At 73.1% G+C, this 15384-nt stretch carries 5 protein-coding genes and 1 pseudogene; 2 read left to right on the forward strand and 4 right to left on the reverse strand.

The window, feature by feature from the left end:
• Window position 1 precedes the first annotated feature (1 nt).
• Window positions 2–3940, forward strand: coding sequence for an SDR family NAD(P)-dependent oxidoreductase (locus tag ACQHII_RS46765; RefSeq protein ID WP_427925022.1), 3939 nt, complete (start codon window positions 2–4; stop codon window positions 3938–3940).
• Window positions 3937–7470, forward strand: a pseudogene (locus ACQHII_RS46770) (type I polyketide synthase); the annotation flags it as partial. The gene ACQHII_RS46765 and the pseudogene ACQHII_RS46770, both read left to right, overlap by 4 nt.
• 240 nt (window positions 7471–7710) lie before the next feature.
• Here ACQHII_RS46770 and ACQHII_RS46775 read toward each other — a convergent pair.
• From ACQHII_RS46775 to ACQHII_RS46790, 4 genes are all read right to left on the reverse strand, one after another.
• The gene (locus tag ACQHII_RS46775; RefSeq protein ID WP_427925023.1) at window positions 7711–8076 is read right to left on the reverse strand and encodes a BlaI/MecI/CopY family transcriptional regulator; all 366 of its coding nucleotides are present in this window, start codon (window positions 8074–8076) and stop codon (window positions 7711–7713) included.
• Entirely contained in the window at window positions 8076–9497 is a 1422-nt protein-coding gene (gene purF / locus ACQHII_RS46780) for an amidophosphoribosyltransferase (protein WP_427925024.1), read from the reverse strand. The genes ACQHII_RS46775 and purF overlap by 1 nt, the downstream gene beginning before the upstream one ends.
• Window positions 9498–9614: 117 nt before the next feature.
• On the reverse strand, window positions 9615–10415 hold the full coding sequence (locus tag ACQHII_RS46785; protein WP_427925026.1) for a thioesterase II family protein: 801 nt from the start codon (window positions 10413–10415) through the stop codon (window positions 9615–9617).
• Window positions 10412–15139, reverse strand: a complete 4728-nt coding sequence (locus ACQHII_RS46790) for an amino acid adenylation domain-containing protein (RefSeq protein WP_427925027.1) — start codon at window positions 15137–15139, stop codon at window positions 10412–10414. The genes ACQHII_RS46785 and ACQHII_RS46790 overlap by 4 nt, the downstream gene beginning before the upstream one ends.
• Between the last annotated feature and the right edge of the window lie 245 nt (window positions 15140–15384).

The following is a 15384-nucleotide window of genomic DNA, read 5'->3' on the forward strand; positions in this document are numbered from 1 at the left end:
CGTGTCGTGCCGGTCCCCGAAGGGGGTACGGGCGCGGGCCTCGGCGCTGGCCGCCTGGCTCGCCGGACCCGGCACCGGGGCGGACCTCGCCGATGTCGCCCACACCCTCGCCCGCCGCCGCCCCCGACTCCCCGTGCGCGCCGTCGTACTCGCCCACGACCACGACGAGTTGGCGCACCGGCTGCGCACCCTCGCGGCCGGAGAGAGCGGGGAAGGGGTCGTCGTGGCCGACGAACCCCGACAGGTGCCCTCGGACGTGGTCTTCGTCTTCTCCGGCTACGGCTCCCAATGGGACGGCATGGGCGGTGGACTGCTCCACGAGCCGGCCTTCCGCGCCGTACTGGACGAACTGGAACCCGTCTTCCGCGCCGAAGGACGCGACGCGCCGTACGAGTTGCTGACACGGACGGAGGTGTCCCGGGCCGACGCCGCGTCCGTGCAGCCCGCGCTCTTCGCCATGCAGGTGGGACTCGCCGAGGTGTGGCGGCACTACGGCATCCGGCCGGCCGCGGTGCTGGGCCAGTCGATGGGGGAACTCGCCGCCGCCGTGGTGAGCGGCGCACTGCCCCTCACCGACGCCGCCCGCGTCATCCTCCGGCGCTCGGAGGTCATGCGGCGCCGGATGTTCGGACTCGGCACCACCGCCGTCGTGGAACTGCCCGGGCCCGAGGTGGCACGGCGACTGCGCGGCGGCTTCGACGTGGAGATCGCCGTGCACAGCTCGACGCGGGCCACCGTGGTGGCGGGCGGCGTGGACGCCGTGGAGGCGTTCCTGTCCTCCTGCGAGGCCGACGGCGTCGCCACCTATCCGGTCCGCGGCGGTGACGCCGCGGGACACAGCAGGTTCGCCGACCGCGTGGTACCCGAACTGACCGCCCTGCTCCCGGACATCGGGGGCAGGACACCCACGGTCCGCTTCTACTCCACCACCCTTCCGGACGCCCGTGACACACCCGCCTTCGACGGCGCGTACTGGGCCGCCAACGTGCGGCGTCCGGTGCGGTTCCTCGACGCGGTACGGGCCGCCACCGAGGACGGGCTGCGCACCTTCGTCGAGGTGTCGCCGCATCCCGTCGCCGTACGCTCGCTGGCGGACATCCTGACCGACAGCGGGGTCGGTGACGCCGTGGCCTGGGAGACGCTGCGCCGGGGAGAGGCGGCCGAGGACGCCGTACTCGCCGGGCTGGCCCGGGCACACTGCCGGGGGCTCGACGTCGACTGGGCGCGGCTGTATCCCTCGGGCCGGCTCGTGGACCTGCCGACGACCGTCTGGGACCACGGGCAGCGCCTGCCGGTGACCGGCAGGGTCGCCGTCGCGGCCGAGGACACCCACCCCCTGCTCGGCGTCCACGTCCGGCTGCCCGGCACCCCGGCCCGGTACGTCTGGCAGACCACCCTCGACACCTCACGCCTCACCTGGCTCGACGACCACCGGCTCGGCGAACTGCCGCTGCTGCCCGGCACCGGATACTGCGAGATGGCCCTGTCGGCGGCCTGTACCGCGTTCGAGGCGAAGCCCGAGGACATCGTCCTGTCCGACATCGACTTCCGCCGACTGCTGCCCCTGGCCGCCCCCACCACCGTGACCACTTCCCTGACCGTCACCGCAACGGGCGTGGCCGAGCTGGAGATCGGCAGCCGGCAGGGCGACACGGACGTCGTCCACGCGACGGCGAAGGCCGCGGTCCGCACGCGGGAACCAGCGGTCACCGACACCCTGGACACGGCTGATCCGTCCGGGCCGTCGCTGGGTCCCGACGAGATCTATCCCCGGCTGCGCGACGCCGGCCTCGACCACGGCCCGGCGTTCGCCGGACTCACCGGTCTCTCCCTCACCGACCGACTGGCGACCGGCCGTGTGACCCGGCCGGCCTCCGTGCGGCCCGACCCCCGGATGGCATTCCATCCGGCCCTGCTCGACGCCTGTCTGCACGGCATCGCCATGACCCAGGTGCGGGACACCGGCCGGCTCTGCCTCCCCGCAGGTGTCGCCGGGCTGCGGGTGATCGGCGAACCGAGCGACAACCTGGTGTGCCGAGCCCTCGTCCAGCCCCAACTCCACGGTTGTACCGCGGACTTGGAGATCTACGACGAGAGCGGACCGCTCGTCGCGGAACTGCGGGGCGTGCTGTTCCGGCACCTCGACGAGGACACCCTGCCCGTCTCCACGGACGGACTGCTCCACACCCTGGAGTACGAACCGGCACCCCTGCCCAGCGAGGAGGTGCCGACCCTTGCGGGCGACTGGCTGGTGTACGGCGGTGGCAGCGACGACGCCTTCCGGACCGGGCTGCTCGGCCACATGGAGCGGGCCGGCCTCCGGCCGACCGTCCTCGCCGACACCGAGGCCGTCCTGCCCGCCGACGTACAAGGAGTCCTGTTCCTCGGATGGGACACCGACCGGGCCGACACCGACACACCCACCGGAAGCGAACAGCGCCTGGTCTCCTGGTTCCGGCTCGCCGCCCGGCTCGCCGACGGGTGCGCGACCGCCGTACCGCCACGGCTCTACGCCGTCACCCGGGGCGGGTGTCCACCCGACGACACCGCCGCCTTCGACCCGGCGCAGGCCGGACTGCCCGGACTGATGCGGTCGTTGCGTGCCGAACGGCCCGAACTGCGGCCCACCCTGGTCGACCTGGACCCCGCACCCGACCCCGCCGACCTGTTGCGCGAGCTGTGCTCCGGCTCGTCCGACGACGAGGTCGTCTGGCGGGCCGGCATACGTCGGCTGGCCCGCCTGACCCCGGTGCCCGCCGACCGTCCGGCCGTACCCGCGCGTCCTCTGGTCCGCGCCGACGGCGGCTACGTGGTGACGGGCGGCACCGGGGGACTCGGCCTGGCCACCGCCCGGCTCCTGGCGGAACGCGGGGCCGGTTGCGTCGTCCTCAACGGACGCTCGTTGCCCGGCCCCGACACCGCCCGCGCCATCGACGAGATCCGCGCCACCGGCACCCGCGTCGCGGTCGTCCTCGGCGACATCGCGACCCCCGACGTCGCGGACCGCCTCATGGACGCGGTGACGGCCATGGGCGCCGCCGTCCGTGGCGTCGTCCACGCGGCGGGCGTCCTGGACGACGCCCTGCTGATCGACCTCGACGCGGAACGGATCGGCCGGGCCTGGTCGGCCAAGGCCGTCGGTGCCTGGCGACTGCACCTCGCGACACCGCGCGACGGCGTGGACTGGTGGATCGGCTACTCCTCCTCCGCCGCGCTGCTGGGCGCGCCGGGCCAGGCCAACTACGCCGCGGCCAACGCGTGTCTGGACGCCCTCGCCCAGTGGCGGCGCGCCCGCGGGCTTCCCGGACTCTCCGTCAACTGGGGACCCTGGGCGGAGATCGGCGGAGCGCGGGACGCACAGGTCACCGGGCTCGGGAAGATACGCCCACGCGAGGCGTTCGCCGCGCTGGAGGAACTGCTCGCCCGCGAGAGCACCCAGGCAGGCGTGGTCCGCCTCGGACCGGACTACCCGGCGGTGTTTCCCGAGACCCGCCACTCCTCCTACTTCGCGCGGGTCGTCGCCGGCCTGACCCGGGACCGGGCGGACACGGCCCGCTTCGAACGCCACCGGCTGCGAGGGATGAGCCACGAGGCGGTGCACCGTGCGGTGACCGGACGGCTCACCGAGCGGATCCGCCCGCTGCTGCGCCACCAGGGCACCCGGTTCCCGCTCACCACACCCCTGGTCCACCTCGGGCTGGACTCCCTGGCCGCCCAGCGGATCAAGAACGCCGTCCGGGACGACTTCCGGATCGACGTCCCGGTTTCCCGCCTCCTCCAGGGGGTGAGCGTGACCGGACTCGCCGACGAGATCACCGCCGGACTCACCGACACACAGGGCGCGTCGGCTGAGCCCGCCGACGAGGGGGCCGAAGTGCGGTCCCGGGCCCGTCGTACCCGCATGGCACAGCAGCAGGCGCGCAGGAGGAGGCCGCGATGAACACGGCAAGGACGGACGACCCGGCGGAGGAACAGCCCGAGGGCATCGCCGTCGTCGGCATGGCGGGACGGTTCCCGATGGCACGCACGGTCACCGAGTTCTGGCGCAACCTCCAGGAGGGCAGGGAGTGCCTGGAGACGCTCGACGACACCGAACTGCGCCGCCACGGCGTCCCCGACTCCGTGCTGCGCGACCCCGGCTACATGCCCCGAGCCGGAACACTCGAGGGCATCGAGGAGTTCGACGCGGAGTTCTTCGGGTTCGCACCCCGCCTCGCCGCCACCATGGACCCGCAGCTGAAGCTGCTGCTCGAATGCTCCTGGCACGCCCTGGAGGACGCCGGCTGCGACCCGGCACGTCGGAGCGGCGCGATCGGCGTGTTCGTCTCCGGGTCCGCGTGCGGCTACTACCCGTACCACGTGCTGTCCCGGCACAACCTGCGCGAACTGCTCGGCGCCGGCTCGTCTTCCGCGCAGATGTCCCTGTGGTCGGCGAACGACGTCAACTTCTACGCCACCCGCATCGCCCACGCCTTCGATCTGCACGGCCCGGCACTCAGCGTCCAGACCGCGTGCTCCAGCGCGCTCACCGCCGTCCATCTCGCCTGCCAGAGCCTGCTGTGCGGAGAGTCCGACATGGCGCTGGCCGGCGGCATGTCGGTCAAGGTGCCGCACCGGGTCGGCTATCTGCGCGACCTCGACTCGGTGATGTCACCGGACGGCCACTGCCGGCCCTTCGACGCGAAGTCCGGCGGCACGGTCTTCACCAGCGGCGGGGGAGTGGTCGCACTCAAGCGGCTCGGTGACGCGCTCGCCGACGGCGACGACATCAGGGCCGTGATCCGCGGCTCGGCCGTCAACAACGACGGCGCCCTGAAGATGGGTTACACCGCCCCCAGCGTCGAGATGCAGGCGGCCGTGGTCCGCGAAGCCCTCGCGGTGGCCGGCGTGGAGCCGCGCGAGGTGGGCTACGTCGAGGCGCACGGCACCGGCACCGCGCTCGGCGACCCCGTCGAAGTGGCCGCGCTGCGCCGGGCGTTCGGCGACGGGCCGGACGGGCCCTGGTGCGCGCTCGGCTCGGTGAAGGGCAATGTGGGGCACTGCGAGACGGCGGCCGGAGTCGTCGGGCTCATCAAGGCGGTCCTGTGCCTGGAGCACCGCATGCTCGTGCCGACCCTCCACTTCACCGAGGCCAACCCCGAACTCGAACTGGACGGCGGGCCGTTCCGCATCCAGGACACACTGACCGGCTGGACCGGCGACCGGCCCAGGTTCGCCGGGGTGACCTCGCTCGGCGCGGGCGGCACCAATGTGCACGTCGTGCTGGAGGAAGCACCGGAACGCACCGCGACTCCCACTCGCTCCGACCCCCGGGTGCTGGTGCTGAGCGCCCGCACCGAGCGTGCCCTGGCCGAGGCGGGCGGGCGGCTCGCCGAGCACCTGCGGGAGCGGCCCGGCACCGACCTGTCCGACACCGCGCTCACCCTCGCGGAGGGCCGCCGTCCGTTCCGCTTCCGCCGAGCCGTGGTGGCCCGGGACGCCGAACAGGCCGTGACGGCCCTGGAGCGGTCCGGCAACCCTGCCGTCGACAGTGCGGCGCACGGCGAACTCCCCGCCGTACTGGTGCAGTTCCCGGCGTCGGCGGCACGGGCCAGGTCGGGACTCCATGGAACGGATCCGCTGTTCACCGAGGCCTTCGACGCCTGTGCCGCACTTTTCGAGAAGGAGCTCGGCGCCGAACTCGGGGAGCTCGACCCGGAGTCGGCGCGGACGTTCTGCGCGCAGTACGCGTTCGCCCGCGCTCTGGAGGGGTGGGGCGTACGACCGGCCGCCGTGGCCGGTGACGGCGTCGGCGAGTTCGTGGCCGCCCAACTCGCCGGTGCCATGGGCCTGGAGGACGCCGTGCGGGCGGTGGCCCGACGTGAACCGGCGAACCCGGTACCCGGCACGCCGACGCTGCCCGTCCTCACCGGCCGGGCCGGCGGACGACTGACCCCGGCCGAGGCGAGCGACGCGGGATACCTCCTCGTCGACGTCGACACCGAAGACCCCGGGGCCTTTCAGGAGGTCCTCGGTCGGCTGTGGGCGCACGGAGTCCCCGTGGACTGGGAACCGCTCCGGAGCGGACACCAGCGGACCTCGCTGCCGGGATACCCCTTCCAGCGGTCGAGGCACTGGATCGACTCGGCGTACGCGGAGGCGAACGAGCCGGAGGAGGCGACGCAGGCGCCCGCGACCGGCGGGACGGGCACGACCGAGCAGGTCCTCTCCGGCCTCTGGTCCGATGTCCTCGGCATCGACACCATCGGGCCCGACGACGACTTCTTCGTACTCGGCGGCGACTCCGTGATGGCGGCCCAGGTCTCCGGCCGCGCCCGCTCGGCGGGACTGCGGTTCAGCCCCCGCGCCCTGTTCCAGAACCCCACCCTCCGCGCGTTGACCGAGGCGGTGGGACCCGGCGAGGTGAGCAGTACGGCGGCTCCTGCGGTGGAGCCGACTCGCAGTGAACTGCCGCTGGTACCAGCCCAGTTGGAGCTGATGGCCGACTCCGTCGTACTGCCGGACCTCGATGTTCCGCTGCTCGTCCGGGTCGGCGACGGCGTCGACGCCGAACTGCTCGACAAGGCACTCGCGCAGACGGTGCGTCAGCACACCGCGCTACAGGTCGAGTTGGCCGAACGGTCGGGAATGTGGGAACAGCGCCCGGCGCCCTCGGCCGCGTCCCCGCCGGCCGTCGTGCCGTGGCAGTGTGACGGAACGGCGGAGCCCGCCGCGATCGTCGAGGCCGCGACGGCCGAACTGCGCCGCCGTCGCGCCCCGGGCAGGCGTGCCGTGTTGGAAGCGGTGCTTCTCGACGGCGGGCCGGACGGCGGCCGTCACCTCGTGCTGCTGGTCCATGCCACGGCGGTCGACCTCACCGCCCAGCGCCTGATCGCCGAGGACGTGACCACCGCCTGCCGCCAGCTCCTGAGCGGACGGGAGGTCAACCTCCCTGCGTTCGGCACCAGTTGGCAGACCTGGTCCGACTGCCTGACGACCTGGGCCCTCGACGACGCCGTGCTCCTCGAACGGCCCTACTGGCTGGACCTCGTGCGCCGCGCCGGCACCAGGCCCGCGTTCCCGGCGCCGCCGTCGACCGGCCCGGCACGGCTGCTGCGAGGCGTCGTCGACTCCACCCTGACGCGCTCGCTCCGCGCGGTCCAGCGCCAACAGCGCATGAACTCCGGCGCGTTGGTGCTCGCCGCGGTCTCCGGTGCGCTCGCCCGGCGTACGGACGGCGAGGGCATACTGATCGACATCGCGGGCAGCGCGCGCGACGGCGACTTCCCCGGCATCGACCTCGGCCGGACCGTGGGACGCTGCACCTCGACGTACCCGCTCCTCGCGGGCACCCACCACGCCGACCCGGCGCGCCTGCTGAGCGACACCCGCGAGGCGCTGGACGGCATCCCGCACCACGGAGTGCACTACGGCGTCCTGCGCCACCTCCACCCGCAGACCGCCGAGGCGCTGCGGCGGCTGCCCGCGGCGGAGGTGACCTTCACCGACGCCGGGACACGCGGCACCCGACCGGCCGACGGCCGCGGTGCGCCGCTCCAGGCCGTACCGCTGAACGACGTCCCGCAGGGTGAACCCGCCCTGGCCCGCGGTCACGCGCTCGACGTGCGCACCTACCGGCAGGGCGGCCGGATCCACCTCGACTGGTGGTACGACGAGACCCGCTGCGGACAGAGCGAGGTGCGGGAGCTGAACGCCCGGGCGCTCGCGCTGCTAGGAGGATTCACGCAGTAGCGCCGAGCCGTCGACGGCCAGCCGCAGCCGGGCCCGCAGCGCGGGATCCGCGTACGCCTGGTCGACGAAGTGAGCCACCGCGTCGGGTCCGAAGCTGGTGAACACCTTGCGTACGGCGAGGCCCACTTCGTCCCGGCAGGTGGCGTGGTAGACGTACTGCCGCCCGTTGCGCTGACGGGCGGCGGCACCGTTGTTCACGAGCCTGGTCAGCACCGTCAGGACGGTCGTGTACGCGAGGCGGTCCTCGCGTTCCGTGTTGAGCCGCTCCTGCACCTCGCGTCCGTGCAGCGGGCGCCCGGCCGCCGAGAGGAGGTTGAGAACCCGGATCTGCAGTGAACTACCCATCATTTCCCTCCGGTTGGCTGCTGCGGCGATGCCGGGTCCGGGAGGTCCACCTCGGTGGGGAACCGGCCGTCCAGACACGCGGTGCAGTACGTGTCCGGGGCGCCGTCGACCGCGACGAGCAGGGCGTCCAGCGGCAGGAACTCCGCGCTGTCGCAGCCGAGTCGCCCGGCCAGCGCCTCTGGTGGGACCCGGGCGCCGAGCAGCGTGTCCCCGCGTCCGGTGTCGATGCCGTAGAAGCACGGCCAGCGGTGCGGCGGGGACGCGATCCTCAGGTGGACGGCGGCGGCTCCGGCCGTGCGGAGCATGGCGACGACCGCGTTCATGGTGGTGCCCCGGACGAGCGAGTCGTCCACGAGGACGACCTCGCGACCCGCGACGGCGGCGGGGACGGCGGAGAGTTTCTGCCGGACGGCCGCCTCCCGGCCCGCCCGGTCGCCCTCGATGAAGGAGCGGCCCACGCCCTCGTGTCGCAACAAGCCCTGCACGACGGGCAGTCCGGTCTGCCGGGCGTAGCCGTCGGCGGCCACCCGGGCCGTGTCGGGCACGGCCACCACCACGTCGGAACCCGGCGGTGGGGGTGCGCACCGGGCGAGTGCCCGACCGGCCGCGTACCGGGCCTCGTAAACGCTGCGTCCGTCGATCCTGGAGTCGGCGCGGGCGAAGTACACATGCTCGAACACGCACGAGGCCCGCCGGACGTCCGGCACGTCCAGCCGGCTGCTCTGGATGCCCTCGGCATCGGCTTCCAGCACCTCGCCGGGCTCCACTTCACGGACGAACGTCCCGCCCACCGCGGCGATCGCGGCGGACTCCGAGGCCAGCAGCCAGGTGTCGTCGAGCCGGCCCAGACAGAGCGGCCGGAACCCTTGAGGATCGCGCACCCCGTACAGCCGGCGGCCGTCGGTGAGCACCAGGGAGTACGCGCCGGTGATCGTCGGTAGCACCAGGTGGAGGGCCTTGAACAGGCTGACGCCGTGGTTCTCCATGGTGTCGGCGAGGACATGGCCGAGGACGGCGGTGTCCGGGGCGCCGGCCGGGACGCCCGACTCGGCGCGGGCCGCGGCGGTGTTGACGAGGGTGCCGTTGTGGGCGAGCGCGAGCGGGCCGCCGGGACCGTCCAGGACGACGGGCTGTGCGAGTTCGCCGTCCGGGCCCGGGCCGCCGGACGTCGCGTAGCGCACATGCCCAATGGCGCCCAACGTACCCCGGGGCAGGAGTAGTTGGGGTTCCGGGAAGACGTCCGTCACCCGTCCGGGACCGGTCCGGCACACGATGCCGTCCGCACCGCACACGGCGATCCCGGCGCTCTGCTGTCCCCGGTGCTGGAGGGCGATCAGCAGACCGCGCACGGACGGCGCGGCCGGGCCCCAGGCGCCGGCCACACCGCAGGACTCGCGGGGCCGGGCGAGCGGGTCGTTCACCGGGTACCGCCGTCGTGTTCCCGTTCGTCCTCGTGACCGCCGTTGTCTGGCCCGCTCACGCTTCCTCCATGAAGTAGTCCGTTCCGTCGACCTGGGCCGTACGCGGCAGCGGTGCCGTCAGGGCGTCGAGGCGGCGTCGCCCCGGTGACCGGTCCGCATGCCGAGCGCGGTGAGCAGATAGGCCACCAACTCGGCGCGCCGCTCGGTGAGATAGAAGTGACCGCCCTGCATGACGCGCAGCGCGAAGGTGCCGGTGGTGGCCGCCTGCCAGCCCTCCGCGAGCCGACGGGGCACCTCCGGGTCCTGGCTGCCGACGACGGCCGTCGTGGCACAGGACAGCGGCGGGCCCGCCCGGTAGCGGTAGGCCTCGATCAGCCGGTAGTCGCCGCGGATCGCGGGCAGGAGGGCGGCACGGATCTCGGGATCGTCGAACAGCGCCGAGTCCGTGCCGCCGAGCCGGGCCAGTTCCCTGACCAGCGTGTCGTCGTCCCGTGGGGGAGCGGGCGCCTGTGCGGCCGAGAAGGGGGCCGGTCGCGCCGAGACGAACAGATGCCGTACGGGACCGGGCGACCGGTCGGCCAGGCGGCGCGCGACCTCGAAGGCCACGGAGGCTCCCATGCTGTGCCCGAACAGGACAAGCGGTACGTCGGCGACCTCGCTGACCGCCTCTGCCAGTGGGTCGGCGAGCTGGTCCATGCGGTCCGGGAGGGGCTCGTCGAGACGGTCGTCGCGGCCCGGGTACTGGACGGCCAACAGCTCGATTCCGGTGGGGAGTTCGCGTAGCCAGGGGTAGAAGAAGCGGGCCGAGCCGCCGGCGTGCGGGAAGCAGACGAGGCGCAGCCGGGGGCGGCGCCTGGGCCGCGGGCCGCGCAGCCACTCCCCGGCGAGTCCGGTGGCCCCGGACGCGGTGCCGGTCATCGGGCCGCGCCTTCCCTGGCTGGGCTTTCCGTGTCCGCGCTGTCCGCTTCGCCGTCCTCTTCCGCCTGCCGCAGCCGCTCGGCGACGGCGGCGAGGACCGGTCGGCGCACCATGGTCCGCAGCAGTTCGTCGAAGGAGAGCGCGCCGGCCTCCGGGAGCTCCCGGCGCAGCCGGCCGATGAACTGGGCGACGAGCAGGGAGTCTCCGCCCAGTTCGTAGAAGTCGTCGTCGCGGGCGACCGCGTGCACAGAGAGCAGCTCCTCCCACATGGCGGCCAGCCGCCTCTCCAGCTCGTCCAGGGGCGGCGCGGCCCGTAGAGCGTCCTCCGGGCGGCCGTCCGCGACCCAGGACAGGACGGTCTTGCGGTCGACCTTGCCGTTCGCGCTCAGCGGGAGCTCCTCGACCGTCTCGATGTGGGCCGGGATCATGTACGCGGGGAGCTGCTCGGCGAGGTGGTCGCGCAGGTCCTCCAGGTCGACGTCGGCCCGGTCGCGTTTGAAAGTGGCTGCGATCAAGTGCTGCCCGAACGAAGCGAGTTCGCCGTCCCCCTCCGGGAGGACCACGACGGCCTGCGCTCCCGCCCCGGTGAGCAGGGCACGCCACTCGTCCACGGCGAAGAAGGTCCGGTCGCGACCCCGCCGCCGGTCCGCGAAGTCGCCCTCGGCGTCGGGCGCGGCACTGTCGAGCTGGATGAGGAACTCCATCCAGGTCATCAAGTCGGGCCGGTCGACGGTGAGTTCCGTGATGACCAGCCAGCCGCCCGGTGCGAGCAGCTCGCGCAGGCCGCCGAGCGCGGTGTCGATGTCGTGGGCGTTGTGGAGCGCGTTGGCGATCACGATCAGGTCGAAACTCTGCGGTCGCAGCCCCTGGGCGCGGTAGTCGCTGTTGAAGTCGAACAGGCCGTACCGCAGCCAGGGTTGGGCGGCGAAGCGGGTGCGTGCCTCGTTGAGGAAGAAGTGCGACACGTCGGTGAAGAGGTAGTCGGGTTCCATCCCCGGCGCCCCCGCGGCGGCGGGCAGCACCGCGACCATCTGGTCCGTCGTCGCGCCGACCCCGGCCCCGACCTCCAGGACGCGCAGCGGGCGGCCGGGCGCGGTGCCCGCGGCGAGCGCGCCGGCGAGGGCCGCCGTGGCTCGGTTGAGGTATCGCATGATCGCGTTGTCGGCGTACAGGGCTCGCGCGGCGCGGGCGTCGCCGTCCGGGAACAGCAGCCGTACCTGGTCCAGTTCACCGCGCAGCAGTTCCGGCAGCCGTCGCATGCTCGTCGTGAGCAACGTCAGTACGGGCGCGGTCCACAGCGGCTCGCAGCCCTCGCTCTCCAGTCGGCGCAGTTCCGCTTCGAGGACGCGGGCGTCGGCCGGCGTCAGGTCCAGCCAGCGGCCGGAGCCGGGATCGCGACGCACCAGGCCCTCCTTCTCCAGCGCTCCGAGCCAGCGGCGTACGACCCGGTGGAACCGCGGTGGTACGCCCGCGCGGCGCAGCACCTGCGCCGTCGTCGGTGCCTCGGCGTCCGGCGGGAAGGCGCCCAGGGTGCGCAGGGCCGATGCCATGGCGGTGAACGCGATCTGGTTCAGCCGCTGTTGCCCGGCCCGGACATTGGAGAGGTCGGCCCGGGCGGCGGCCCGCGCGCCCGCGCAGTGCGCGGCCTCGGCCAGTTCCCGGGCCGTGTCGGCCGCGGTCCGGGGTTCCGTCGTACGGCTGCCGGTCACGACGGCGGCGATGCGCCGGTTCGTGGTGGTCGAACCGTCGACGACGACCGCGGTGGTACCGACCTCCGGGTGGGAGAGCAACGCGGCCTCGATCTCGGCCAGTTCGATCCGGTGGCCGCGCACCTTGACCTGGGAGTCCTCACGGCCCAGGAACTCGATGCTGCCGTCCGGGAGCCAGCGGCCCAAGTCACCTGTGCGGTAGAGGCGTTCGCCCGTGCCCGGGTGGGTGACGAACCGTTCGGCCGTGCGAGGCTCGTCGCCCAGGTAGCCGAGGGCGACGCCGACACCGCCGATCCACAGTTCGCCGGGGACCAGTTCGGGGCGCGGGCGCAGCGCGTCGTCCAGGACGTGGAAGGTCTGGTTGGCGAGCGGCGTGCCGTAGGGGATGCTGCGCCAGTCGGCGGGGACCTCGCCGATGGGATGGAAGATCGACCAGATCGCCGCCTCGGTGGCACCGCCGAGACTGATCAGTTCGAGGCCGGGACAGCGGCGGCGTACCGCGTCGGGCAGGGTCACGGGGATCCAGTCGCCCGAGAGCAGGGCGAGCCGGAGCGTGCTCAGATCGAGGGCGGACTCGCTCTCGGCGAAGTGCTGGAGCATCTGGAGCTGGGCCGGCACGGAGTTCCACAGCGTGACCCGGTGCCGGACGATCAGCTCGGCCCAGTGCGAGGGGTCGCCGCGGCGCTCCGGGTCCGGCAGGACGAGGCAGCCGCCGACGCCCAGCACCCCGAAGACGTCGTACACGGAGAGGTCGAAGCCCAGTGCGGCGAGGGCGAGTCCGCGGTCCTCGGAGGTGACCTTGAACCTGTGGTTGATGTCCGTGACGGTGTTGACCGCGCTGCGATGACTGATCATCACCCCCTTCGGGCGGCCGGTCGAGCCCGAGGTGTAGATGACGTACGCCAGGTCCTCGCCGCGCGCGGTCGCCTCGGGCAGCGGTGTCCCGGGAGCGGCCGGTGCCAGGGTATCTACCTCGACGGTGTGCAGCGTGGGCGGAAAGCGGTCGAACGCGGCCGGCCCGGAGTGGGTGAGGAGCTCGCGCACCCCGGCGTCCGTGAGCATGACGTCCCGGCGGGCCGGCGGCTGGTTGGTGTCCACGGGCAGATACGCGCCGCCCGCGAGCAGGATGCCGAGGACGGCGACGACCTGCTCCCAGCCCTTGTCCAGGACCACCGCCACCGGCTCGCCGGTACGGATGCCCCGGGCGCGCAGCACGCCGGCCACCGCGAGGGCGCGGCGCAGCAGTTCGTCGTAGCTCATCCGCCCGTCGGTGCCCCAGCGCAGGGCGGTGTCCTGTCCCCGGTTCACCGCCGCCTGGACCACGGCGTCGTGCAGCAGCTGCCCGGTCTCGGGGGCCGCGGTGTCGTTGACCCGGTCGCGCAGGGCGCGCTGCCACTCGGGCAGGAGTGCGGGAACGGGGTCGGACCAGGCGTCGTCCGTGGTGGCGAGGGCGCGTACGAGCCGTCCGTACGCGTCGAACATGGCGTCGAGCACGCCGTCCGGGAACAGCTCGTCCACCGCGTCCCAGGCGAGCAGCAGTCCTTCGGCGTCCTCGTACACCTGGTGGTCGAGCCACACCTGCGGGGTCTGCGAGATCATCCAGCCGAACTCGCCGAGGCCGTCGCGGAATTGGTCGTCGACGAACTCGGAACCGAGGTTGCTGGCGAACACCACCGGGGCGGACACCCGGTCCCCGGGCCGGGCGCGCGCCAGGTCGCGCAGGACCTCGACCGCTGAGTACTCGGCGTGCGCGGCGTCGCTCTGGAACTGCGCCTGCAACCGCAGCGCGTGCTCCCTGAACGGCAGACCGTCCGAGGTGTCGGCGGTCACCAGGACGAGATTGGTGAAGTCGGCGACCAGGTCGCCGACTTCGGGGTGCAGCGGCTGCCGGTCGAAGAGCGGCAGATTGAGCACGAAGCGCCGCTGCGCGCTCCAGGCACCGAGCACCTCGGCGTAGGCGGCCGCCAGTGCCATGGCGGGGGTCACCCCGTGCGCGCGGGCCCGCCCGGCGAAACCCCGCCAGACGTCGGGCGCCAGCCGGGTGAGCCGGCGGGTGAAGCGGGGCCGCTCCACCTGCCCGGGGTCCACGGCCAGTGGCAGCGCCGGCCCGCCCGGCAGCTCGGGGAGCCGGTCCCGCCAGTAGGCGCGGGCCCGTTCGCGGGACGAACTCCGCTGTGCGGAAAGGTCGTTGAGATAGCGGGGGAAGGAGTAGGCGGGGGCGGGCGCCGCGGTTCCCTCGGTGTAGTGCCGGGCCAGCCCGGCCAGCAGGTGCTGGATGCTGAGAACGTCGGCGACGAGCAGGTCGATCCCGAAGTGGATGCGCGTCAGGCCGCCGGGGCGCAGGGACAGCTGTACGTCGAGGACGTGGCCGGCGGCGACGTCGAACCGCCGGTGCGAGAGCCGCTCCCTGACCTGGCGCAGCGCCTTGTCCGCCGCGCCCGGCGACAGTTGCCGGAAGTCGTGCACGGTCAGCCCCGGCCAGGGCGAGGTGGCCGCGATCCGTTGCGTACCGTCCTCCAGGAAGCGCGCCCTGAGCATCCCGTGGCGCGCGATGAGGGCGCGCACGGCCGACTCGAGGCGGGTGGGGCGCACGTCGCGGCCGTCGAACTCGATATAGGCGTGGCAGCCGTTGCCGCCCAGCGACTGGCCGTCCGCGCGGCCGATCCAGTACGCCTGCTGTACCGGGGTCAGCGGAAAGGCGGCGTCCGCCGGCGGGGCGGCGGCGGCCTCGTCCGGGCCGCCGGTACATCGGCCGGCCTCCGGCGCGCGAGTGTCGCAGAGGCGCCGTTCCAGGAGCCGGGTCCAGGCGGCGAGGGTCGGTTCCTTGGCCAGTTCCGCGTAGTCGACCAGGGCCCCGGCGGAGCGCCACCGCCCCACGAGAGCCATGGTGCGGATCGAGTCGAGCCCGTGCGAGATCAGGTTGTCCGTGTCCGCCACCGCCTGCGGCGGGATACCGAGCACTTCGGACACGGCTTCGCGGATCTGGCGCGCTACGGCGGGTGCGGGGTGCGTCATCGCTGTCCTCTCTCGGGGCCTCACCGACTGATTTACCGGCGATTCTTGAAGGGCGATTGCGGGAAATTATTGGGAATCGGAAAGCTCGTTTTTCCTCTCGCTCAGGCGGAGTCAACGTAAAACATCATGTGCGTGCACCGAAAGGGGAGTGGTCGAAGTGGTAGTACCCGGTAGGGGTATGTCGGACGTGTCCGTAATGACTACTCAAAACGGATCAAAAGGCTCATCAATTTGGAATGCACTTT

The organism is Streptomyces sp. cg40, from assembly GCF_050320165.1.
GTDB lineage: Bacteria > Actinomycetota > Actinomycetes > Streptomycetales > Streptomycetaceae > Streptomyces > Streptomyces hokutonensis.